Origin of the sequence: Myroides sp. C6-3, assembly GCF_050522425.1 — a bacterium.
Lineage (GTDB): Bacteria > Bacteroidota > Bacteroidia > Flavobacteriales > Flavobacteriaceae > Flavobacterium.
In genome coordinates this window covers 1-24,069 of record NZ_JBMVQP010000011.1, presented here as the reverse complement: position 1 = coordinate 24,069, position 24,069 = coordinate 1, and the positions used below count along the sequence as shown (strand labels likewise).

General features: G+C 38.3%; 22 protein-coding genes. 7 read left to right on the top strand and 15 right to left on the bottom strand.

Features of this window, described 5'->3' with window-relative positions; all coding sequences use genetic code 11:
* Nucleotides 1-3: 3 nt before the first annotated feature.
* The 3 genes from ACPDG9_RS06435 (at nucleotide 4) to ACPDG9_RS06425 (ending at nucleotide 2,033) form a co-directional block, all read left to right on the top strand.
* Nucleotides 4-1,020 (top strand): hypothetical protein, encoded by a 1,017-nt coding sequence (locus tag ACPDG9_RS06435; protein ID WP_430526936.1) that lies wholly within the window; start codon nucleotides 4-6, stop codon nucleotides 1,018-1,020.
* A 75-nt stretch (nucleotides 1,021-1,095) separates the two neighbouring features.
* The gene (locus ACPDG9_RS06430) at nucleotides 1,096-1,419 is read left to right on the top strand and encodes a rhodanese-like domain-containing protein (protein ID WP_430526935.1); all 324 of its coding nucleotides are present in this window, start codon (nucleotides 1,096-1,098) and stop codon (nucleotides 1,417-1,419) included.
* Nucleotides 1,419-2,033, top strand: a complete 615-nt coding sequence (locus tag ACPDG9_RS06425; RefSeq protein ID WP_430526934.1) for a class I SAM-dependent methyltransferase — start codon at nucleotides 1,419-1,421, stop codon at nucleotides 2,031-2,033. Before ACPDG9_RS06430 ends, ACPDG9_RS06425 begins: the two co-directional genes overlap by 1 nt.
* Nucleotides 2,034-2,072: 39 nt before the next feature.
* On the opposite strand, the gene ACPDG9_RS06420 is transcribed toward ACPDG9_RS06425, so the two are convergent.
* The 7 genes from ACPDG9_RS06420 to ACPDG9_RS06390 form a co-directional block, all read right to left on the bottom strand.
* The gene (locus ACPDG9_RS06420) at nucleotides 2,073-2,297 is read right to left on the bottom strand and encodes a hypothetical protein (RefSeq protein WP_158963080.1); all 225 of its coding nucleotides are present in this window, start codon (nucleotides 2,295-2,297) and stop codon (nucleotides 2,073-2,075) included.
* Between the two features lie 160 nt (nucleotides 2,298-2,457).
* Nucleotides 2,458-6,126 carry a phosphoribosylformylglycinamidine synthase gene (gene purL / locus ACPDG9_RS06415; RefSeq protein WP_430526933.1) on the bottom strand — a complete coding sequence of 1,223 codons (3,669 nt, stop codon included), beginning with the start codon at nucleotides 6,124-6,126 and terminating at the stop codon, nucleotides 2,458-2,460.
* A 67-nt stretch (nucleotides 6,127-6,193) separates the two neighbouring features.
* Nucleotides 6,194-7,678, bottom strand: a complete 1,485-nt coding sequence (locus tag ACPDG9_RS06410) for a hypothetical protein (RefSeq protein WP_430526932.1) — start codon at nucleotides 7,676-7,678, stop codon at nucleotides 6,194-6,196.
* 55 nt (nucleotides 7,679-7,733) lie between these two features.
* The gene (locus ACPDG9_RS06405; protein ID WP_430526931.1) at nucleotides 7,734-8,498 is read right to left on the bottom strand and encodes a glycosyltransferase family 2 protein; all 765 of its coding nucleotides are present in this window, start codon (nucleotides 8,496-8,498) and stop codon (nucleotides 7,734-7,736) included.
* 36 nt (nucleotides 8,499-8,534) lie between these two features.
* Nucleotides 8,535-9,284, bottom strand: a complete 750-nt coding sequence (locus ACPDG9_RS06400; protein ID WP_430526930.1) for a glycosyltransferase family 2 protein — start codon at nucleotides 9,282-9,284, stop codon at nucleotides 8,535-8,537.
* 64 nt (nucleotides 9,285-9,348) lie between these two features.
* The gene (locus tag ACPDG9_RS06395; RefSeq protein WP_430526929.1) at nucleotides 9,349-11,220 is read right to left on the bottom strand and encodes an LTA synthase family protein; all 1,872 of its coding nucleotides are present in this window, start codon (nucleotides 11,218-11,220) and stop codon (nucleotides 9,349-9,351) included.
* Nucleotides 11,221-11,300: 80 nt separating this feature from the next.
* Nucleotides 11,301-12,116, bottom strand: a complete 816-nt coding sequence (locus tag ACPDG9_RS06390; RefSeq protein ID WP_430526928.1) for a 2,3,4,5-tetrahydropyridine-2,6-dicarboxylate N-succinyltransferase — start codon at nucleotides 12,114-12,116, stop codon at nucleotides 11,301-11,303.
* A 336-nt stretch (nucleotides 12,117-12,452) separates the two neighbouring features.
* On the opposite strand from ACPDG9_RS06390, the gene ACPDG9_RS06385 reads away from it, so the two are divergent.
* Nucleotides 12,453-13,499: a hypothetical protein gene (locus tag ACPDG9_RS06385; RefSeq protein WP_430526927.1), complete on the top strand. Its 1,047-nt coding sequence runs from the start codon at nucleotides 12,453-12,455 to the stop codon at nucleotides 13,497-13,499.
* A gap of 144 nt (nucleotides 13,500-13,643) precedes the next feature.
* Here ACPDG9_RS06385 and ACPDG9_RS06380 read toward each other — a convergent pair whose 3' ends face one another.
* On the bottom strand, nucleotides 13,644-14,978 hold the full coding sequence (locus ACPDG9_RS06380; protein WP_430526926.1) for an amidohydrolase family protein: 1,335 nt from the start codon (nucleotides 14,976-14,978) through the stop codon (nucleotides 13,644-13,646).
* A 160-nt stretch (nucleotides 14,979-15,138) separates the two neighbouring features.
* Between ACPDG9_RS06380 and ACPDG9_RS06375 the strand changes: the two genes are divergently transcribed.
* Together ACPDG9_RS06375 and ACPDG9_RS06370 are read left to right on the top strand one after the other, a co-directional pair.
* A complete protein-coding gene (locus tag ACPDG9_RS06375; protein ID WP_430526925.1) occupies nucleotides 15,139-15,852 on the top strand; it encodes an SDR family NAD(P)-dependent oxidoreductase in 714 nt (237 codons plus the stop codon).
* Nucleotides 15,853-15,907: 55 nt separating this feature from the next.
* Nucleotides 15,908-17,293: an aminopeptidase P family protein gene (locus ACPDG9_RS06370; RefSeq protein ID WP_430526924.1), complete on the top strand. Its 1,386-nt coding sequence runs from the start codon at nucleotides 15,908-15,910 to the stop codon at nucleotides 17,291-17,293.
* 88 nt (nucleotides 17,294-17,381) lie between these two features.
* Here the strand turns inward: ACPDG9_RS06370 and ACPDG9_RS06365 are convergent, their stop codons facing one another.
* From ACPDG9_RS06365 to ACPDG9_RS06335, 7 genes are all read right to left on the bottom strand, one after another.
* On the bottom strand, nucleotides 17,382-17,711 hold the full coding sequence (locus ACPDG9_RS06365; protein WP_430526923.1) for a hypothetical protein: 330 nt from the start codon (nucleotides 17,709-17,711) through the stop codon (nucleotides 17,382-17,384).
* 29 nt (nucleotides 17,712-17,740) lie between these two features.
* Nucleotides 17,741-18,850, bottom strand: coding sequence for an FUSC family protein (locus ACPDG9_RS06360; RefSeq protein ID WP_430526922.1), 1,110 nt, complete (start codon nucleotides 18,848-18,850; stop codon nucleotides 17,741-17,743).
* A 175-nt stretch (nucleotides 18,851-19,025) separates the two neighbouring features.
* A complete protein-coding gene (locus ACPDG9_RS06355) occupies nucleotides 19,026-19,283 on the bottom strand; it encodes a DUF6952 family protein (protein WP_002985723.1) in 258 nt (85 codons plus the stop codon).
* Between the two features lie 17 nt (nucleotides 19,284-19,300).
* Complete coding sequence (locus ACPDG9_RS06350; RefSeq protein ID WP_430526921.1) at nucleotides 19,301-19,609, bottom strand: thioredoxin family protein; 309 nt, start codon at nucleotides 19,607-19,609, stop codon at nucleotides 19,301-19,303.
* A gap of 29 nt (nucleotides 19,610-19,638) precedes the next feature.
* Nucleotides 19,639-20,277 carry a peroxiredoxin gene (locus ACPDG9_RS06345; protein WP_430526920.1) on the bottom strand — a complete coding sequence of 213 codons (639 nt, stop codon included), beginning with the start codon at nucleotides 20,275-20,277 and terminating at the stop codon, nucleotides 19,639-19,641.
* Nucleotides 20,278-20,616: 339 nt separating this feature from the next.
* Nucleotides 20,617-22,323 carry an urease subunit alpha gene (ureC, locus tag ACPDG9_RS06340; RefSeq protein WP_430526919.1) on the bottom strand — a complete coding sequence of 569 codons (1,707 nt, stop codon included), beginning with the start codon at nucleotides 22,321-22,323 and terminating at the stop codon, nucleotides 20,617-20,619.
* Between the two features lie 21 nt (nucleotides 22,324-22,344).
* The gene (locus ACPDG9_RS06335; protein ID WP_430526918.1) at nucleotides 22,345-22,968 is read right to left on the bottom strand and encodes an urease subunit beta; all 624 of its coding nucleotides are present in this window, start codon (nucleotides 22,966-22,968) and stop codon (nucleotides 22,345-22,347) included.
* Between the two features lie 141 nt (nucleotides 22,969-23,109).
* Here ACPDG9_RS06335 and ACPDG9_RS06330 point away from each other — a divergent pair, with 141 nt between their 5' ends.
* Nucleotides 23,110-23,997 (top strand): helix-turn-helix domain-containing protein, encoded by an 888-nt coding sequence (locus ACPDG9_RS06330; RefSeq protein WP_430526917.1) that lies wholly within the window; start codon nucleotides 23,110-23,112, stop codon nucleotides 23,995-23,997.
* The last annotated feature ends 72 nt before the right edge of the window (nucleotides 23,998-24,069 follow it).

Here is a 24,069-nt window from a genome sequence, read left to right as displayed (position 1 = left end):
TAAATGACGATACAAGAACGACTAAAGCAACTCACAGCAAAGGATAAAACTCAACTTAAAGCAGTAGAAGTACGCGAGTTGGATGAGGAAGATGCAGGGCATTTTGTGGCCTTTGTCGATGAGGCGGAAGAAACATACGATGTCCATATCCAGGTAAAGGATGAGCATATCAATGCGATGACTTGTGATTGTGGAGGTACAAGCGAACTTTGTATTCATCAAGCAGCGGTACTGCTGCAAATTTCTCAAATGGGATTGAAAGTTGTGCCTTCTCAATTGGTAAAAAAGACGAGACCAAAAGCGAAACAACCAGCGAGTACAGTTTTACTACACGAGCAGAGTAAGGAGGTGTTAACACAGTGGTTGACGGAAGTATTTAAGAAGAACAAGGCATTAGAGCAACAGTTCATCTTGACCTTTTCGCAAGAAAAAGTAGAGTATACGGTTGAATATGTGGAAGATATTATGCAACAAACATTTAAGGCTGTTGCGGGAAGAAGGAAGACATTAGAAGGGATGAAAATCAAAAAGATATTAGATACCCTAGCTATTGCGTTTGAACCTGTCAATGATTTTATTACGGTCAATATCGATAAACCCATTGCTTGCGATCTCTTTTCCAAAATCATGTTAGATATTCAAGCATTTGATAAGCGTATTTCCCATCACAGCAAGAAATTTACCGACTTTTATCAAAACTATAGCACTTGGTTTGCTTTAACGCTCAATAATACCCAAAATCAACGGGTATGGCTAGAGCAATTAAGTCAGATAATGAATCGCGTTTTTATCGAAAATACCAATACGCGAACCGTTGATACGGTAGTATTGAAAAATTGTTATGACCACGCGAATCTCGAACAACAAAAAGCTTTTGCAATAGCTTTACAAGCAAGTGTGCGTCAAACTGCGTATACGCGATACGATTTTAAAATGGATTTTGTCAGCTTTGTACGAGATGTAGCTTTAACACATGATTTTTATGATGAGGTAGATTCCTTCTTTGAAATTAAAAGTTGAAAAGTAGCAGCGATGTAACTTAAGTTACTGTAGCAATGCTTCAAACGACCTATTTTCGTCTTAAAATAGAATATAATGTTACAGTGGTTAAAAAAATGGTTCAGTTCTTCTGAGTCAAAACCTTCGTTTGCAATGTTAATCGAAGAAGGGGCTATATTGATTGACGTGCGTACACAAGGAGAATACTTGAGTGGTAGTGCAAATAAAGCCATCAATATCCCGTTGGACCAACTAGTTGCTAAAAGTGGTCGATATAGCAAAGAAACGCCCTTAATTGTGTTTTGTAGGAGTGGTATGCGAAGTCAACAAGCCAAAAGAGTATTGGAGCAGTTGGGGTATCAAAGGGTGTATAATGGAGGAGGAGTTGGCAAGGTAATCAATCAATTAAAGCAACAGTAATGAGTCAACAATTTTGGGAAGAACGATATAAGCAGGAGGATTATGTATATGGCATCGAGCCTAATGCTTTTTTAAAAGAGGTCTTGCCCCTGAATGGACAAGGTAAACAATTGGTTTTCGCTGCAGAAGGAGAAGGAAGAAATGCAGTTTATGCCGCCACCTTGGGCTATGCCGTTGATGCGTTTGATTTAAGCTTAGAAGGAAAGAAAAAAGCCATGCGCTTAGCGTCCAAACAAGGGGTAGAATTGCGATATGACGTTTGTGCCGTAGAAGATTGGCCTATTCATGAAGCTAAATATGATGGACTTGTTTTGATTTATGCTCATTTTCCACTGCAGAAGCGTCGTGCGTATCATCAACATTTAGCGCAAGTTGTAAAACCAGGAGGAATACTTATTTTAGAAGCTTTTTCTCCTCAACAGGTAGCGCAAAGAAAGAAAGGGAGTATTGGTGGACCTGGAGAACTCGAAATGCTTTATTCCTTAGAACAGTTGAGGGAAGATTTTCCTTCTTTTCAATTTAGTTTAGCACAAGAAAAAGAAGTCGAGTTACAAGAAGGACATTTTCATCAAGGGATCGGAGCGGTTGTTCGATTGATTGGACAAAAAAAATAAAAGAAAAACCAACAGGTTGAATGGCTGTTGGTTTTTCTTTTATTCTTCTTTTTCGTCTGAGAAATATTGATTGTAAATCTTGATACTGTCTATTGGATCAGGCATGCCCATAGGAGCATTATCTCGCTCGTATTTTTCAATTAGAATTTGTAATACCTCTAGTTCATCTACAGTATCCTTATTTTGTGGACTACCTTCTAATAGTTGTACTTTGATCATAGCCATGTGGTAATCTTCTTCCGTACGAATAGGTCTTAATTTCATAATACTACAATTTTTTGCACGTTTTGGGTTGAACGAAAACTTGGTTTTCAAGCCGTTTCTATAAAACTACACCTTTTTTTTGATTAAAAGACGCAATTTCGTGCTAATTACTGTTAACAGCTATAAAAAAAGCCCGCTGTGAAGCGGGCTTTATATGCTGTTATTTTGTGTTATTTGCTTCAATCCATTGACGTGCATTAACAAAAGCTTCCATCCATGGAGAAACTTCGTCTTGGCGTCCTTCTGGGTAATTTGCCCAGTGCCATTGGAATAGCGAACGTTCAATGTGTGGCATCATCACCAAGTGACGTCCTGTATTGTCACACATCATAGCGGTATTGTAATCCGATCCGTTTGGATTTGCTGGATAACTGTCATACGCGTATTTCGCTACAATATTGTAGTTGCTTTCAGCCTCTGGTAAGTTGAATTTACCCTCACCATGTGAAATCCAAACGCCTAATGTACTACCTGCTAACGTAGATAACATAATAGAGTTGTTCTCTTGAATAGTAACCGATGTAAAATTACTCTCGTGTTTTTGAGAATCGTTGTGCAACATCTTGCCGTGAACAGCGTGCTCTGGATTGATTAACTCCAGTTCCATGAACAACTGACAACCATTACAAATACCCACAGATAAAGTATCTTTACGTGCAAAGAAATTCTTCAAAGCTGTGTTCGCTTTCTCATTGTACATGAAAGCACCTGCCCATCCTTTTGCCGATCCTAAAACGTCTGAGTTTGAGAAACCTCCAACAGCTCCGATGAATTGGATGTCTTCTAATGTTTCTCTACCCGAAATTAAATCCGTCATGTGAACGTCTTTTACGTCAAATCCTGCCAGGAACATGGCGTTGGCAACCTCTCTTTCCGAGTTACTTCCCTTTTCGCGGATAATAGCCGCTTTTGGACGTGGTTTAGACGCGTCAATAGCTGGTTTCTTTCCGTCAAATTGTGCTGGGAATGCAAACTGTAACGGTTGATTTTTATAATTGTTAAAGCGATCTGTCGCTTTGTTGTTTTTCGTTTGCTTCTGATCCAATAAATACGAGGTCTTGTACCACGTATCACGGATTGCGGGAACACTATAGCTAAAGTGATCGCTTCCGTTTTGGAACGATACGGTTTCTTCAGCTAAAACCGTTCCGATTTTAGTTGCCTCAATACCTGCGGCATTTACTGCTTTTTCGAAAGCATCGTCGTTTTTCGCTTGAATGACTAAACCGATGTTTTCGTTGAAAAGAACTTTTACCGTATCTTTTTCATTTAAAGCCGTTAAATCATAACGCGCTCCTAAGTTTACATCAGCAAATGTCATCTCTAAAAGCGTCGTGATTAAACCTCCACTTCCAATGTCGTGACCTGCAGCAATTTGATTGTTTTCAACTAAAGTTTGTACGGTATTAAATGCCTTTTTGAAGTAAGCTGCATCTTGAATCGTAGGTACATCCTGTCCAATTGCATTTAAAATCTGAGCAAATGATGATCCTCCTAATTTGAAGTTATCTTGTGATAAGCGTATATAGTAGATTGAACCTGCATTTTTCTTTAAAGTAGGTTCAACAATTTTTGTGATATCCGTACAGTTGGCAGCCGCAGAAATAATAACAGTTCCCGGAGCAATTACCTCGTCATTCGGATATTTTTGCTTCATAGAAAGGGAGTCCTTTCCAGTCGGGATATTGATTCCCAATTCGATGGCAAAATCCGAGCACGCTTGTACAGCTTCATATAAACGCGCATCTTCTCCAGGGTTGTTACATGCCCACATCCAGTTTGCAGATAAAGAAATTCCCTTCATTTGGTCTTTTAATGGAGCCCAAACAATGTTAGATAACGCCTCAGCGATAGCATTTCTACTTCCTGCAGTAGGGTTAACTAAGGCAACAACAGGAGCATGTCCTACCGTCGTAGCAATTCCTTCTTTTCCTTTGTAGTCAAGAGCCATCGCTCCTAAGTTGTTCAAAGGTAATTGTAGGGGACCTGTACATTGTTGTTTCGCCACGCGACCTCCAACACAGCGGTCTACCTTATTGGTTAACCAATCTTTAGAAGCTACTGCTTCTAATTGTAACAATTGGTTTAAATAATCGTTTACGTTTTCAACTGAATAATCTAAATCAGCATAAATACGCGAAATCGTTTCATCTGCCATGATGGTTTTTGGAGAACTTCCAAACATTTCTTCAAGGGCAAAATCCATAGGTTTAGCTCCCGTTTTAGCAGATTCAATTGTGAAGCGGTGATCATTGGTGATTTCACCAACAGCATACATCGGTGCACGCTCTCTTTCTGCAATGCGCGCCAAAGTATCCATGTCTTTTTTACCAATCACCAATCCCATTCTTTCTTGTGATTCGTTTCCGATGGTTTCTTTAGCCGAAAGCGTCGGATCACCAACTGGAAGTTGATCTAAATTGATATGTCCTCCTGTTTCTTCTACTAATTCTGATAAACAGTTTAAGTGTCCACCTGCTCCGTGATCGTGAATCGATACAATAGGGTTGTGGTCTGCTTCAACTAAACCACGAATTGCGTTTGCTGCACGTTTTTGCATTTCAGGATTCGAACGTTGGATGGCATTTAATTCAATACCCGATCCAAAAGCACCTGTATTTGCAGAAGAAACCGCAGCTCCTCCCATACCAATGCGATAGTTTTCACCACCCAAGATCACTACTTGATCCCCTTGTTCTGGTTTGTGCTTTTTCGCTTGTTCTAATTTTCCATATCCTATTCCACCCGCTTGCATAATCACTTTGTCAAAGCCAAGCTTACGCGCGTCTTCTTCATGTTCGAACGTTAAAATAGACCCAGTAATTAACGGCTGTCCGAATTTATTTCCAAAATCAGATGCTCCATTTGAAGCTTTGATTAAAATATCAATTGGCGTTTGGTATAACCAAGCTCTCTCATCCATGGCTTTTTCCCAAGGACGGTTTTCTTCTAAACGAGAATAAGAAGTCATGTAAATCGCAGTTCCCGCTAGAGGTAACGATCCTTGTCCTCCCGCTAAACGATCGCGAATTTCTCCTCCCGAACCCGTTGCAGCTCCGTTAAACGGCTCTACCGTAGTAGGGAAGTTGTGCGTTTCTGCTTTTAACGAAATAACAGAATCAAATTCTTTCTCCGCATAAAAGTCTGGTTTATCCGCTGATAAAGGAGCGAATTGTGTTACACGTGGTCCTTTTACAAACGCAACGTTATCTTTATAAGCCGATACAATATCGTTTGGATTTGTTTCTGATGTTTTCTTGATCAATTTGAATAGTGAACTCGGTTTTTCCTCTCCATCTATTACAAATGTTCCGTTGAATATCTTGTGACGACAGTGTTCTGAGTTTACTTGTGAAAAACCAAATACCTCTGAATCTGTTAGTTTACGTCCTATTTTTTGAGCTAGCTCTTCCAAATAAGTAATCTCTTCCTCGTTGAGGGCAAGACCTTCTTCTTGGTTGTATTTCGCAATATCTTCGATGTAAATAATTGGCTCTGGTTGAATGTGAATCGCGAAGATATCTTGATTCAACGTTTCAAATACTTGAGACAACATCGGGTCGAATTCTTGTTGGTTTGCTTCGAAAAATTCCTCAATACGAACAATTCCATCAATGCCCATATTTTGTGTAATCTCCACCGCATTAGTACTCCAAGGTGTAATCATTGTTGCACGTGGACCAATAAACTTGTTGTTGATTACTTCTTGATCGAGGTGCGTAGCATTGCCAAAAAGCCAATTTAGTTTTTGAATATCTTCAATAGATAAAGCGTTCTCCACCTGAACAGCGTAGAACTTTTTCGAAGGGTTTTCGAAGAAATAAATCATTGCGATAAGATTATTTTAGTTGTTGTTGTAAGATGCAAAAATATACTAAAAAAAGACAATTAAAAAATTATTCTTTGGTAGTTTCAATATGCTGATAAGCCCCTAGATCAGGTGCGTTTATTCGCGTTTTTCCGTTGAGATCTTGCGGTATATCCCGTGCAATCGCGGGATCTCCTTTGCCAATTAAGTGGGTCATGAGGCTAGAGTAGTAGAATTGATTCTTTTTCGGGTCTTGAAAATCAATGGTTCCCAACGTTGGGGTATCCAGGAGAATGGTATTCGCATACAGCATCTGATTGCTGTAGTCGTAAACGGAAGTACTCAAATTTCGCTTGCTCGTATCTTTTAAGGCGGTGGATTCAAAGCGAATATTAGCTACATTGTCTACTGCAAGGATAAAACTTTGCGCGATAGCACTGTGTAAAAGGCTGTTTTGAACAAGTAGGCGATCAAAAGAACTTCCCGTATTATTTTCAATGCGAAGGGCCGTTTGATCTGGTCGGAATCCAGCGTTGCTGAAGGTACAATGTTGAAAGAGGTAATTACCTCCATTGCGCAAAACAACAGTGGCGTTTTGCGTATTGGCCGCTGCGATATTTTGCCCAACAAGGGTAGAGTTTATCGCCTCTAAGGCAGTATAAGAATGGTTGAATAATTGGGTGTTTCGCAAGGTGAAATGACTCGCATTTTCAAGGTGTAACCCAATTTTTGCATGCGTGATCACAACGTGGTTAAATACACTGGGACTGGGACTTTGTAGGCGTACACCAGACCATTGTCCAGCGGTATAAGCATAAGCTTCCTCTAAGCGATCATGTGATAAAACAATGGGATGCTCTAGAGTTCCTTCCGCCTGTATAGCGCTTCCCTTTAGACCAATAATACCTGAGTTTTTATGAAAGTACAACTGGGTGCCAGCATCGAGGTATAGGGTTTGATTTTCGGGAATCATCGCGTAACCGTACACAACATAAGGTTTTTGATTGTCTAACCTCAAAGTATTTTTAGCGTGAACATCTGTATCGCCCAGATAAAAACCTTCAATAAGGGTATGATCTTCTAATTGTACGCGGTGTAATACTTGTTTCTCCACTTTACCAGGATGTAGAAAGTAAGCATCCTTGATTAGCGTAACCAATTCGATCTGTTGGGGCTGGGCGTGACCGTGTAGTTGAATTTGATCGGTATAGATAAAATCCTTGTTCGACGGATCTGCTTTCCCTAGGGTATGAATAAATACATATAAGCTGTCTTTGGCTAATAGCTCTACATTGGAAAATCTTTTTCCCGATACGCCTTCTATTAACAAATTGAAATAAGACTGTTCGCCTTTTCCTAGACTAAGTTGTGGAATTTTGATGTTTTGATTACTCGAATTGTAGATTTTTACCAAATAGGAACTCGAAGCTGTTTCTGAAAAAACAGGATCTAAGTAAACCGTATCAGCAGAAAAACGCAACGGCTGAGACATAGGTTCAAAGTCCATATCCGTTCGACAGCTACCTAGGCTGAGTAGGATAAAAAACAAAAAGAAGATCCGTAGTGTATTCATAAGATGCGTTTAACTATAAAAATAAGAAAAATAACAATAACCGTTTGTTTCTTAACTAATTTTCGATTTTGTTTCTCAACATCCAAAGTTTGACATAGCGTAAAAAAGTGGCATAGGCATTGAGTGATGAGAGTATTAATCCAGGGATACCATCTCTAAAACCTTGTTTGATCACATAGTGTTTAAAGAAGCGCATTCCTGGTTTGATAATAAAGTGAAAACCTGTGAGTTTACCTGTTTTTTGATCGTAATCTTCGGCTTGAAGACTGGCATATCGACTGAGTTTTGCTAGGTGGAAATCAAATCCACGATAGGTATTGTGATGCAACCTTGCTGTTAAAAAACCAACAGGTCCATCAACATGTAAACACTCGTGTACACGATTGCTGTAGCGTGAAAAATCTTTTTTGAACAAGCGTATAACCTTGTCTTTTTGATAGCCTGAATATTTGATTTCGCGGTTGAAGAAAAAGTTCTTTCGGTAGACCCAGTAGGCATTGTGTTGATCTATTGTGTCTTGTGTTAGTAATGCTGTGATTTCATCGACTAATTCTGGTGTTAACTTTTCGTCGGCATCTAACAAGAGAATCCAGTCATTAGGTATTTGTTCAATAGCCCAATTCTTTTGATTGGAATAGTTGTCAAATTGGCGCGATAACACGCGTGCCCCCAACTCTTGGGCAAGATCAACCGTTCTATCTGTACTGTATGAATCGACAATGTAAATGTCATCCACAATATGTTTAGCAGATAAAATACAGTCTCTAATATTAGACTCTTCGTTCTTTGTGGGAATTAAAAGAGTAATCTTTTTTTTCATAAATAGGTGTAAAGCAATTTAATTTATACAAGTTTTCTACTTCGTTGATTTATGTAATCGAATTAACTTTACATACTTCATGAACGAAAAGAATGACTGAATTATTGCAAAAGCTAAGCCATCAATTCCATTTAACACGCCTTTTTTAAAAAAATAACATCTTATAAATGCTACTAAACCATTGATAACGGGCTTAAAGGAAGATACTTTTTTTCCCTTTTCAAAGAGTTGATGCGCGGCCCAAGTGGAATACTGATTCTTTTTGTCTATCACTTGTTTGTAATTTTCCCAACCGTAATGTAAAATGTGGACATTAACGCTTTTTTCATTGGTTGTGACAATATACTGATGGGTAATATCTGCTGAAGGATGTGCTGTCTTTTTATTAAAAAAACGAACTTTCGAATCAGGATACCATCCAGAGAAGTTAATGAGCTTATCGCCCAGGAAGTTCTTTACTCTAAATTTAAATCCATCATAAGGACTATTCTCGTACGACTTTTGTTTAATGAATGCCAAGGCATCTGTATCGAGGAATTCATCTGCATCTAGATTCATAATCCAATCGTTTTTACAGTATTGTAAACCGTGTGAACGTTGAGGACCATCGCCCAAAAAAGCTTGAAGGTAAACTTGCGCTCCTTTGCTCTTTGCAATTTCAACGGTATTGTCTTTGCTATTGGAATCAATGATGATCACTTCATCGCAGTATTGAAATAAGGCATCAATACATTTTCCTATATTCTTTTCTTCATTAAATGTAATTACGAGTCCACTGATTGCCATGGTATATTGTTTTTTGAAAAGGTCTTTTTTAAATCGTTTAAAATCTGTTGTAAAGATGCTAAAATTATAGCTTCGTTTTAACTACTAATTGATTGTTTTTTACGCGTGAATTAAATGTTTGGATGTAAGCTTTTAAAAAACGTTCCATTTCTCGCACTTTTTCAGGCTCTTTAGCTACTAAATTCTCTTTTAGTTCAGGATCTTGTTTCCAATTGTAAAGACCTAAACTCTTTGTTCCGTCAAAGGCAAGATAATAATCTCCTTCTTCGTAATTGTAAATGGTATTGAGGTAACTAATAGCAAAATCTTGAGTTGATTGATACGATTTCCCGAATGAAACAACTTGTGTGTTGATTTGTAAATAGTCCATTAAACTGGGTAAAATGTCAATTTGTTGAAAGTTGCGTTCATTTTTAGCAACAGGCAAAGATGGATCGCCAGGCGCAAAAAAGAGAATGGGAATTCTAAATTTCCCCACATTGGTTTTCCATTTTTCTTCCTGAGGTTCAGAAGAAGTGTGATCTGCTACAACGATAAAAATTGTATTGTTGTACCACGATTTGGTTTTTGCGGTTTCGAAAAACTGACGAAGCGCATAATCAGCATAGGCAATAGACTCGTGTATAGCAGCAGTACCTTTAGGGAATTTTCCTTTGTATTTTTCAGGAATAGTATAAGGGTTATGGGAAGAAATGGTAAACAAAGTGGTGAAGAATGGCGTGGAGAATTGATCTAGTTTCTGGGCGAAAAACTGCAAGAATTCTTCGTCAAATATTCCCCAAGAACCATCAAAGGCCTCTGGTCCTTCGTATTCATTTTTACCATAGTATTCCTTAAATCCTGCTACATTGGCATATTGATCAAAGTTTTGACTTCCGTTGAATGCACCGTGAAAAAAAGCCGTGTGATACCCTTCGTTATTGAGTATTTTCGGAAGCGGGTAGACATCGTTCAACGCATAGCTAGACGTGATAAAGGTGCGATCCATTAAGCTAGGAATACTAGAGATAGAAGAGGGAACCGCATCAATAGACACTTTTCCATTGGCAAAACCATGTTCAAAAAAGTAGCTGTTTTCTGCTAAAGAGTCCATAAAAGGCGTCAACCCCCTGTGCATATTTTCCCTGCCAAAACTCTCTACAATGAGCAAGACTACGTTTTTTTTGTTGATTGAGTCATAGCGAAAGGTTTGTACAGGATCGAAAATGCGAACTAGTTCCTCCTCACTATAGAAGTTGTAATCGGGAAGTGTTTCCTTTTTACCCATGGTTTTTAGAACAGAAAAAGGCGTATTGAGCACTAAAGCTGTATTCTTCAATCCTCCATAAGCTGCTGCATCAACTAGTCGAATAGGTTTTGGTTGTAACCCACCACGACCCAATACCAGTAAAACACCTGTTAGGAGTATGGCAACGATTACTTGTGGGAAATTAAAGCGAGAATCGTGTATTTTGTAATCGATCTTTCGGTGAATAAGCCAAAAGAAAACGAAAGACCCCAACATAAATAAGGGAATCCACCAATAGTCAACGATGAAGTTCTTCAACAGTCCTGGCAATTCATTTTCCATACCTGATGCGGTAATGAATGCATACGAACTTCGTCTGCCGATAAATCTAAAGTATTCAAAGTCAACGAAATTTAAACAAAGAATGAACAGGTTGACTAAATAGAAGCTGTAAAATAAAAAAGATTGATATCCCTTTTTCGTTTGAAATTTTCCCGGCCATAGGTGTAAAAGAACAAAGACAAGATTGATAAATCCCAAGGCTGCTAAATCAAAGCGAATTCCTCCTAGAATCACAGCGGAGTCTATCGGATCTAACAGATGTCCATTATACCAGTAAAAGCCAAATCGAACCAATTGATAAAAGGCGAAAAGGAGTAAAAAACGCAAGGTGAAAATTTTCGCGTTTTTAGAAAATAGCTTGTTCATAAAATAATCGTGTCTTTTAAAGCTAAATTACCACAGTCCAAAAGGGACTGTGGTAATTTTATATTGAGGTTAGCGATCCATTAGACCGCAACATTGTACTCTCGTAAAGCGTCGTTTAAAGATGTTTTTAAATCTGTAGAGGGTTTGCGTTTTCCGATGATCAAAGCACAAGGTACTTGGAAGTCACCAGCGGGGAATTTTTTGGTATACGAACCTGGTATCACCACCGAACGCTCTGGAACATAACCTTTGAGTTCAACGGGTTGATCACCGGTTACATCAATGATCTTTGTAGAGGCTGTGAGAACAACATTCGCACCCAAAACAGCTTCTTTCCCTACGCGAACACCTTCTACAACAATACAACGTGAACCAATAAAAGCATGATCCTCAATAATAACAGGAGCGGCTTGTAAGGGTTCTAAAACACCACCAATACCCACACCACCTGATAGGTGTACGTGCTTGCCTATTTGAGCGCATGAACCTACGGTTGCCCATGTATCAACCATCGTACCTTCATCGACATAAGCACCAATATTGACATAAGAAGGCATTAAAATTACCCCCGAAGAAATATAAGCCCCATGGCGAGCAACTGCATGGGGAACAACGCGAATTCCTTTTGCAGCGTAATTTTTCTTTAAAGGCATCTTATCGTGGTATTCAAATATACCTACCTCAAAGGTCTCCATCTTTTGAATGGGAAAGTATAGTACTACGGCTTTTTTTACCCACTCGTTTACTTGCCAACCTGTAGCTAGGGGCTCTGCAACGCGTAACTTTCCTTGGTCAATCGCTTCGATTACCTCTCGAATGGCGTCTTGTGTATCTTGATTTTGAAGCAAAGAACGATCTGCCCATGCTTGCTCGATAATTTGTTGTAGATGACTCATCTTTACTTTGTTGGAAATTAAAATTACGTTCGAATAAACCACTTCTTACGTTGCAGTCTATGTCTTCTTTTCATCGATTTTAGTCCCTCCACTTTTTTCTCCTTTTACAAGTAAAAACAAAGCGACAATCTTACCTTTTTTTAACTAAAGGTAGAAGCAAATATAAGTATAAATGTTCAGAAAATACGTGTTAAATATTGTGGAATTCCACGGTATGGCCACGAAAAACTAAGGTGTTTTTTACGTCCAAACTGTTGTTTTTTTAAGTGTACCTAGAGGAGAATTCTATTTTTAACTGTAATTTTAAAAAAAAATGTTAAAATTAAATCCTCGTAAATGAAGCTAAAAAAAATTGGTTTAATCGGTATTGCCTTGCTATTTCTGGGCTATTTATTTATCTGGTGCAAGTACGATTTCTTGTATGAAAACTACAATCCAGAAAAAGTTGCGCCTCAATTTGAAGCAAAAAAAATGCGAGCTCCCGTTTATGATACGCTGGTAATCAATAAGTTTAAAGTTGGTTATTTAAGTAATAAACGCCATAATTATGTGGAGGGATACGATTATTTGGGAGGTATTCGAAATCCATATCTTCTATTAATTCCTGAGAATGGAGCTTCTGTTGCTAGTCTGTTGCCGTATTTTATGGATGAAGAACTCAATAAAAAGTTTCATCTTATTGCTATAGATCGCCTTGGTTTTGGCGGAAGTAAAGTCGAAAAAAACGAGGAAGGAAAACCTTTTGGACACTATGATAACAGGGTTTCTTTTGAAGAAAATGCACTATATACTTTATTAATGATGCCGAAGTATATCGCCAAAAGCGAGGGAAATTACCTCGATGAAGTACGCGTTGTGTTTAGTGGAAAAACGGCCGTTACTGGTTTGGGAACCGCCTATGATATGTCGATGACTTCAGAAAAGATTTTCTTGCTTAATGCGGACTTATCCGAACGTTACTTTTGGACTATCGGCTATAGTCGCTTTGTCATCAGTGGCATCGGAAGACTGATTTTTCCTGAAAATTACGTGAGTAAACACCAAGATTTATGTATTGCTGATCAAGCGAAAACTAAGTATATGAAGCATTGGGTTGAAGCAGTCAAATACGCAGAAGATGAAGAAAATCAGAACGAATACAGCATGTATAAAGGAGCTTCACAAGGCAAAAAAGCTAAATGGCTCTTCTTTGCAGGATTGGACGGATCAGATAAGAAGAAGGTAGATGCACTTACTGGGGGGGATAATTTTACGTTTTACGAGGAGACTGTTGAGTTGAACGATATTGAACAAGTACTTGAAGTGCTGCGTAAAGCAGATTTTTATACCTTGGAGTTTAATCAGTTAAGTAAATCGAGGTATTTAAATCCGAACAAAGAATAGTTTGTACATGGAGTCTCTTAGAAAGAAAAAAGTGTTGTTAAATAGACGCATAAAAAAAGGATAAATTTAAAATTCATCCTTTTTTTTATACCTTATTTTACCTCTGTTTTTGCAAATAGAGTATCTTATTCATCTGGTAAAAGTTTACTTTTTCGTCAATTGATCTTTGTAAATCTTACCGTCTTTGATAATCAAAAGTAAGTTGTTTTTGGGATCTCCAATAACGCTGATATCTTCTAAGGGACTCTTGTCATACAACAAGATATCTGCATAGGCTTCTACTTCAATTGTTCCTAAATTTGCAGGATATGGATTTCTTGGTCCACTCATTTTTAAGAGTTGAGCATTGTCATAGGTAATCATTTTTAGAATTTCGAAATTGGTAAACCATTGTTTCAGATTTACGACTAATTCGTTTTGTCTCAATGGGTTTTTAGGTGGAGCAACTAAATCCGTTCCAAAGGCAAGTTTTACTTTGTGTCTTTTCGCCCAAGTGTACACGTTTTCAGTACCTTGTCCAACTAGTACTTTATTGGCAGCTTGCTCTGGGTTTGTGTAAGCACTTGCATCGAGATCAAACGGTTGCATGCTCAACCAAATGTCTTTTTCTCCCAGTAATTTTACAGTAGCTTCATCGAGTAAATGACCGTGATCTACACATTTAACTCCGGCATCGATGGCTTGTCTGACAGCTTTCGGTGTATAGGCGTGTACGGTAACATAAGTGCCCCAGTTTTCCGCCGCATCAACTGCTGCTTTGATTTCTTTTGTAGTGTATTGTGTAGCATCTAACGGGTCGTAAATCGTAGCCACACCACCGCCAGCCATTACTTTTAATTGGGATGCTCCTTTTCTCAGTTGCTCTCTTGCGGCAACGGTAACTTCTTGTTCTCCATCCGCTATAATACTTCCCCCTAGTACTTGAAATCTCGGTGGGGTATGATCAATCATGCGAGGTTCTGACCACGGAAAACTAGCGTCTCCATGTCCTCCTGTTTGCGAAATCATCGCCTCACTAGGGTAGATACGAGGTCCTTTATTGATGCCGTAATCATTGGCTTGCTTAATTCCCATTACATGTCCGCCTAAGTCGCGAACGGTCGTAAATCCTCTCTGTAACGTATTTTCTGATTCTTTAGCCGCATTGATGAATAAAAAACTCTCGTCTCCTAACATAATTGCTTGGTTGGAATTTGCCGCTAGAAAAGAATGCCAATGCGCATCTATCATCCCAGGCATTGCAAATTTTCCTTGACAGTCAATAACCTGAGCTTGCTCAAGATCTGATGCTGATGCTTGACCTGTGATGACTTTTGTGATTTTATTTTTCTCAATTACAATAGAACCTAACTTCGTTTTACTGTCCTTGCCATTAAAAATTTCTACATTATTTAGTACGATTTTACTTTGAGCAAAAGTGGCTGTTGTAAAACAAAAAACACTAAAAAGTAAACTAATTTTTAAAAATTTTTGTATCATGTTTATTTTTTAAGGTAAATATACATTAATTAAATTGTTGCCTTAATCATATATCGTAAAAAAAGTATTTTTTTATGTTAGTATTGAGACTATTTTAAATTTTTGATAAAGTAAAAAGGGTACTGAAATCTAACTTAACTTTGTAAATAAAAGGACGAGTATGCGTAAAAGATATTTGATTTATGGAATTAGCAAGGGATTAGGGAAAGCAATTGCTCAAGTAATCCCTCAACGGGAAGATGTAGTATTTGGTATATCTCGATCAAAGCCAGCGGGGATGAATGAAAATTGTGTTTGGATACAGGCGGATCTTTCTAAACCCACACAAGCGGTTGAGGCGGTACAAAAAACAATAGGGGATACAGCGCTTGACTATATCATTTACAATGTTGGTATTTGGGAACAGGAAGCATTTACCTCTACGTATGACTTTGAGCAAACGCCCGTAGAAGAGATAGTGCAACTCATACAGACTAATGTTACGTCTTGCATTCTCGCGTTACAAGCGTTTATAGAGAATTTAAAATCGAGTCCAAACGCCAAGATTATTTTAATCGGATCTACCTGGGGATTGGAAAATCACAAGGGAAAAGAAGTAGCGTTTTCAGCCTCTAAGTTTGCGCTTAGAGGTGTGGTTCATGCTTTGAGAGAAACGTTACGCGAGTACAATATTGGGATTAGTATTTTGAACCTAGGCTATTTAGCTACGGAGTATGACTACGCTGTTGCGGTGGAACAGGTGGTAGAAGAAACACAAGGGGAACTCATTCCTTTGGCGGATGTTTTAGCGGCTATTCGATTTATTCTACAAACGAGTAAAGCAACCTGTGTCAAGGAAATCAATATGCCAGCAATGAAAGATTTTAATGTGTAAATTGAGCTAAAGTAAAGAACAAGTTGTATCTTATTAAGCTATAAAATGAAAGAAAATGTTCAGTAGTCAAACGTATAGTAAAAGAAGGGAAGTACTAATTCAAAAGATGGGACGCCAAGGAATTGTATTGTTTCTAGGAAATGGAGAATATCCCATAAATTTTGAGGATAATACGTATCCTTTTCGTCAAGATAGTACATTTTTATACTATTTTGGAATTCAACAACCGCATTTGGCGGCCATTATTGATTTAGATGAGAATCGCACGGTTGTTTTTGGTGATGAGATGTCCATCGATGCCTTAGTTTGGATGGGGAGACAAGAGACCTTACGGGCCAAATGTGAAAAATCAGGAGTTGTTGAAACACGCTCTTTTGGAGAGTTAGCACATTATCTGGCGATGGCGTTGACGACCCAGCGAACAATACACTACCTACCACCTTATCAACCAGCAAACAAAATTTTGTTAGGAGAGCTCCTTCAACTATCGATTGCGGATTTTAAGCCTTCTACGGCTTTTATACAAGCGGTTGTGTCGCAAAGAGAAATAAAGGAAGAGCAGGAAATAAGCGAAATTGAAAAGGCCTTAACGGTTTCCAATAAAATGCATCTAGCAGCTATGCGCTTGGCACGACCAGGAGTTAAAGAGTATGAGATTGCCGCTGCAATTCAGCAAATCGCCGCTCAAGAAAATTGTGCTTTGGCTTATCCGTCTATTGTTACTGTGAAAGGAGGAATATTACACAACCACTATCAAGGAAATACCCTTCAATCGGGGCAGTTGTTGTTGAACGATTCCGGATGTGAAACGGCTAGGGGGTATGCTTCTGATTTGACGCGTACATTTCCCGTTGACCGCACATTTACAACAGAACAACGCGAGCTTTATCAGGTGGTACTCGATGCTTTTGAAGGGGCCAAAAGTAAACTAAAAGCAGGTGTGAAGTTTAAAGAAGTTCACCTGCATGCGGCCCTAATTCTCTCTCAAGGACTAATCGATTTTGGATTGATGAAAGGGAATGCCGAGGATGCTGTGGCTGCGCATGCGCATACGATGTTTTTTCAGTGTGGACTTGGTCATATGATGGGACTAGATGTCCACGATATGGAAGACCTAGGGGAACAATATGTCGGCTATACAGCCACTGATCCCAAAGAAACGCAATTGTTTGGCTTAAAATCACTGCGATTAGGCAAAGCACTAAAGCCAGGGCATGTGTTAACAGTAGAACCAGGAATTTACTTTATTCCGGAACTCATTGAACGTTGGGAGGCAGAAAAAAAATACGCCGATTTTATTCATTACGAGAAACTAAATCAATACAAAGGTTTTGGTGGAATCCGAATTGAAGATAACTTTCTCATTGAAGAAAAGGGATACCGTCAATTGGGACCTGAATTGATTCGCACGATTGAGGAAATAGAAGAGGTAAGAGGGTGAATAGTTAACAGTTAACGGTAGATTTTTCTAAAATAGATAGACTTTTCTTTAAACGAAAATCAACGAACAACAAACAACGAACAATTATCTACCTAACAAAAGCATAAAATCGACGGGTTTTGAGATATTCCAAATTCTCTTCATTGGCATAAGCTTCTCGCTCAAAAGAAATTGCGCGATAGGCTTTTCCTTTGTTTTTTAGGTAAGCGAAGTGCACGAGAAATTCTACTGCATACCAAAGGTAAAAGGGTAAGATGAGTAGCTCTACTTGTTGCTGGAGGTGAATGCGCTCGTGGTTAACGAGTATATCATCTGTTGTGTATGTTTTCTTTTTATAGAGGATAAAGGGAAACAGCGTAAGGGCTGCGATGTTTTTGGGCAGCCACGGGCATAGGAGGGGGAAGTGTTTGATCTTCATACATTCAGATTAGTAGAATCAAGTGTAAATTACGCTTTTTTTCGTCTTCTTTTTATTCCAATACGCGTACTTCTAATCTGATCAACGGTATGGTGTCTTATGTACTCGTGGTGTAACAACCAACCGCCTATTCCTCCCAATAAGCTTCCGATAACTATATCAAGTAAACGCGCTTGTATTAAGTCATTCGGCGTGTGGATCAAAGGGCTACCTGCTTCAGCTAGTAGAACAGTTAAAGCTGTAATGAAGATCACAGCAAGCGCATAGTTTCGAGAAATGAATATCTCTATAATAAACTGTAAAAGCATGATACAAATACACAGGTATAACGGTTCTTGTGAAATCGAGATTAACACCCAACACAAACCAATTCCGATAAAAGTTCCCGCAATGCGGTGTAAGGCTCGTTGCCAAACGTGATAGAGAGAAATACCCTGCATGATGGCCAAGCAGGAAATGGGAATCCAATAAGGATTATTGAAGTTCAATACATTGCCGATTAGCAGCGAAAGCGACATGAAAACGCCTACAATTATGGCGCGAATCAAGTAATCTACCTGTGTTTTTATAGGGACAGGTTGAATGATGCGCACTGGAGTTTTGGAGGTGTATTTTCGGCCAACAATAAAGCTGTAGAGGAGTGCCAAGGTACAGGCAAACATTGTTCCTAAAACGAAATAGCCAATTCGCGTAGCCATGGTATCAAAGTCAAAAGGGGTATTACTAGCCATAGAAGCAATCATGATGAAGAAAAAGCTTCCAGGAGGGGGCATGGAGAAATAGAGGGACAACCAATGCATTGCTGTGGAAAATAAACCAAAAACAAAGGCTGACACAAGGAAGTTAAAGCTGAAACTCACGCCTACCACATAGGAAAACATAAAACCAAACGAACACACCAACATAATAAACATGCGTTGAGGAGTTGGAAGGTTCGAAGGAAGGTATAAGATGACCAATCCCGCTAAACAGGCTAATAAACCCGCTTGTAAATGGTCAAAATACCAACCTGCTAAAAGGGGAACACCAATGGCAAACATCGCCATGAAGGGAATATGCCACAGGCGATCACTGTGCTTGAGTTTAAATAAATTTTTACTTTCTTGTGTTAGTAATTGAATAAAGAGACTATTTCTCATGGTTGAAATCAAATTAACAGTCTAAAAAGAGATAAACTGCTCTGGGTTTATGTGAAGGAATTTAAACCCAAACAAAGGTACAACATGTGAGCGCAAATTGCAATTGCGTATGTGTACTTTATTTGATGAGAAGGATTAAAAAAAGGGTGCTCTTTTTGGAACACCCTTTTTGGTTTTATTTGTCGATTGACCCGAGTACGCGCTGCATAAAGCTGTTTAAAGCTTCTTTTTGCGTTGCACCTTCTTTCATTAATTTCTGAACTTCTAATGCACCGTACATATTGGAAATTAATTCACCTATTACGTCTAATTCCTCGTCTTTTAACGAAGGTACTTCCGTAAGGTTTTCCAATACTTCAAGGGTTTCAATGATATAATCTTGGTCATTTTGCTCAATAAATTGAGTCAAATGTTTAATTACTGGTAATTTCATGCTCGTCGTATTTAGGATTAAGCGATTTCTCCAACCAATTCGTGTAAAACCTCTGTTTTATTCGTTTGCGTTTGGTTCACTAATTTTCCATTTACGAAAGTAGCAAATGTCGGTAGATTACTCACGTCAGCTAGTTTTCTTGATTCAGGGAATTTCTCCGCATCTGCAATAACAAAGGTGATATTCTCTTTTTCAGTTGAAAGCTTTTTAAACTTCGGTTTCATAATTCTACAATTACCACACCATGTAGCTGAAAATTGTACAACTACTTTTTCATTTTGACCTACAATCTCTTGTAAGTTATCTTGTTCTAATTCTAAAAGCATTTTTTTAAATTTTTGACGTTAATACTTGATTAGTGTTTGCTTAAGTAATCAGCAACACCTTTTCTGTCTGCATTCATTGCCTCTTTTCCTTCTTCCCAGTTTGCAGGACATACTTCACCATGTGTTTGAACGTGTGAATAAGCATCGATTAAACGTACATACTCGTTTACGTTTCTTCCTAATGGCATATCGTTTACTGACTCGTGGAAGATTTTTCCTGTCTCATCAATTAAATAAGTAGCTCTGTACGTAACGTTTGATCCTTCAATTTGAACTGAATCTAACTCTTCATTGTATACTTCACTCTCTACATCTAAAATTCCCAATACAGAAGATAAGTTTCTTTGTGTATCAGCAATGATAGGGTAAGTAACTCCTTCAATACCTCCGTTGTCTTTTGCTGTGTTTAACCAAGCAAAGTGTACTTCGTTTGTATCGCAAGATGCTCCAATTACCATTGTATTTCTTTTTTCAAATTCAGGAAGAGCTTCTTGGAAAGCGTGTAATTCTGTAGGACATACGAATGTAAAGTCTTTTGGATACCAGAATAATAATACTTTTTTGTTATTTTTTGTCGCTTCTTCGAAAATGTTGATTCTTAAGTTATCACCCATTTCTGAAATTGCATCTACTGTAATGTTTGGAAACTTTTTACCTACTAAAGACATAATGTTTATTTTTTAAAAGTTAATATTTGTTTTTCCTTTCTTAATTTCTACTTACAAAAGTAGCGCACAAATCTGGTATATACTATTATTTTTGATTATTGTTTTTTATTTTACTATAAGATTAATCTATAGCTTAAAATGAAAATAAGAGATTTACCTTACGCTGTGAAACTAATTTCGGTGAGACTAAATATACGGATAATTTCGAACTTGTTATGTGAAGAATTTGTTATAAATTCTCTTGTTTGACTCCTTCATTGTTATCCCTATTAAAAAAGTAAGGACGATGAACAAGGATCGGTTAAAAAATCCGTTGAACATCGTCCCTCAAAAAAAAAATTAAATATGATATAATTGACTTAATGGTAGTGATTTGGAAGGCTGAATAGACACTGGTTTTTGATCAATGTGAATTTCATACGTTTCGTGATTCATGGCGATATGAGGTTGACTAGCGTTGTGAATCAAGTCGGACTTCTTCACCTGACGTGTGTTTTTTACTGCTTTTAGGGCTTTCTCCACGCCTAATTCTTGTAATCCACCGTGATCAATGGCTTGTTGGGCAACGAATAGGGCAGAGATCTCACCAACTACTTTGCCAAATGTTCCCCACATCGGTCGATACATATAGGGTTGTGGAGTTGAAATTGAGGCGTTAGGGTCTCCCATTCCGGCATAAGCAATGACTCCGCCTTTGAGTACCATTTCTGGTTTTATACCAAATGCACACGGTCTATAGAAAACTAAATCCGCCATCTTACCAACTTCAACAGAGCCAACATATTCAGCTATACCATGGGTAATTGCAGGGTTAATTGTGTATTTCGCAACATATCGTTTTGCTCTGAAGTTGTCATTGACAGTATCAGGTTGTAGCGGACCAAAATCTTTTTTCATTTTATCTGCAATTTGCCATGTTCTCGTTACTACTTCGCCAATGCGTCCCATCGCTTGTGAGTCAGAACTCATCATAGAAATTGCTCCCATATCGTGTAAAATTCCCTCTGCTGCAATGGTTTGTTCACGGATACGCGATTTGGCAAAAGCAATATCTTCGGGAATGTTTTTATCCAAATGATGGCATATCATCATCATATCCAAGTGTTCATCAATGGTGTTGATCGTAAAGGGATTGGTGGGCGTGGTTGAAGAGGGTAAAATATTGTCATATTCCACTACTTTTAGTAAATCAGGGGCGTGTCCACCACCAGCACCTTCTGTGTGATAGGTGTGAATGGATCGTCGGTTGAACGCGCGTAGAGAGTCTTCAACAAATCCCGCTTCGTTTAGTGTATCGGTGTGGATGCAAACTTGGATATCCGCTTGATCCGCTACTTCTAAACATTTATTTAATACATAAGGTGTACTTCCCCAATCTTCGTGAATCTTCATTCCTCCTGCACCTGCTGTAACAATTTCGTTTAAGGCCTCTGCACTTGAACTATTGCCTTTAGCTAAGAAAATAAAGTTTACAGGAATTTTATCAGTGGCTAGCGCCATACGTTGTAAATGCCACGCACCCGATGTACAGTTTGTTGCTAAAGTACCTGCAGCCGGTCCGGTACCACCGCCAACAACTGTTGTTGTACCCGACTGGAGTGCAACGTTAAATTGCTGTGGACAAATATAGTGGACATGGGTATCAATCGTTCCTGCGGTAACAATCATATTTTCACCTGCAATGTATTCGGTTCCTACACCTACAATCATATGAGGTGAAACACCATCCATGGTTAAGGGATTTCCCGCTTTTCCAATTCCAACAATACTGCCGTTTTTGATTCCAATATCTGCTTTGACAATCCCCCAATGATCTAGTATAATCGCATTAGAGATAACGGTATCTAGTACTTGATCTTTAGTTGCTAAAGGATGTTGCCCCATACCATCTCGCACTACTTTTCCTCCACCAAAAATCAACTCATCTCCATAGGTTGTGTAATCTTTTTCAATTTGGATCCAAAGATCCGTATCGGCTAAACGTATTTTGTCTCCTGTTGTTGGTCCAAAATAGCTAGCATATTCTTTACGTGATATTTTTTTCATTTTACTTCTTACTCCTTTAAATTAAATCGAACCATTTATTTTTCCTGTAAAACCGTGAATGATTTTATCTCCTCCATATTCAACAAGTGATATGGTTTCTTCTACTCCAGGCATAAATCGAATGGATAAACCAGATGCAATATCCAGGTGATAGCCCTTTGTTAATTCGCGATCAAAGGCCAAAGCAGGGTTTACCTCGTAGAAGTGGAAGTGTGATCCTACTTGTACTGGGCGATCAGCAGTGTTAACAACGGTTATTTCTACGCGTTTTCTTCCCTCTGATAGGATAATATCCTCTGCAGCATAGGCATAGGCTCCAGGAAGAAGGGAGTCAGATGCAGTAGAAGGAATAGGGCTGTTGAGGGATACTAATTTCGTGCCATCTACAAACATCGCCTCTACTTGCAATTCGGCTATTAATGCTGGAACACCTGGCATAACATCTTCATTTGTCAGCAATTGATTGCATTCTTCGATTAGTTGCTGTACTGTTTTTCCCTCTCGTGCTCCTTCTATAATATGTCCAGACAAATAAGCCACCGCTTCTGGATAGCTCAATTTCAGTCCTTTTTCTTTTCTGCTCTTTGCAACAATCGCTGCAAATAAAAGAAGCACTTTCTCCTTTTCTTGGTGAGTTAAATACATAGTTTTAAAAGTTTTGCACAAAAGTAGCTCTTCACCAAGTCGCTGTAAATAGCTATATCATGCGAATAGTTGCCTTTTTCGTGCCATGCTAAGCTGTCCTTTTTTTACTTATCTTTAGGCGTATTTTTACTGTACTTTTATATGAAAGATGTTACTACGATTTTATCTAGTTACGATTATAAAAAAAGATACTTACCCTATCTCGATTTTGCGATATTAAGCAATACAAATTCGCTTCAAGTTTATAAAATAGAAGAGTATTTAACAGGAATAGTGAAGCCTGTAAGTCCGTATCGAACGGCATTTAGCTTCATCATCTTTGTTACCCAAGGCGAGTTTGAACAATTGATCAATTTTCAAAATTACCGCATTGTTGCAGGGGAATGTCTCCATGTAAAGCAAGGGGTTTGGACTGCCACACAATATCTTTCAGGAGACATCAAAGGGTTTATAGTTTTCTATGAATCGGATATTTTTACGCAATACTTGTTGATGCATGATAAAAAGGAAGAAATCAAGTATATGCCTTACTATGTGTTAAACTATTACGACAGTCAAGCATTAACCGCTAGTATGCTTTTGCTGTACGGCGAATTGGGATTAGCAGAAAATAGACCAAGTATTTATGTGCCTATTTTTTATTCTATATTATCTCGTTTAAACTATTATACCGATCATTATACCTTTAATTCAAGGGATTTAGAAATTGCTTTTAAGTTCAAGGAATTGGTTATTGAAACTCATATACGAGAGAAGTCAGTCAGTTACTATGCTCATCAATTGTGTATCTCTGAGAATTATTTGAATCGCTGTATTAAAAAAGTTATTGGACGATCTGCCAAGCAATTGATCAATGAAGTAACGGTTGAATACGCCAAATTACTCCTCCTTAATTCAAATTTAGACATAGCAGAAATTGCTTATGAGTTAAACTTCCCTTCTCCAAGCTATTTTTCTAAGTTTTTTAGAAAAGAAATGGAAATTTCTCCTCATGCTTTTCGCTCTAAAAGGGAATTGCCTTTGGTGTGAGGTTTGTTCTTTGTGAGGTTTGTTCTTTGTGAGGTTTGTTCTTTGTAAGGTTTGTTCTTTGTGAGGTTTGTT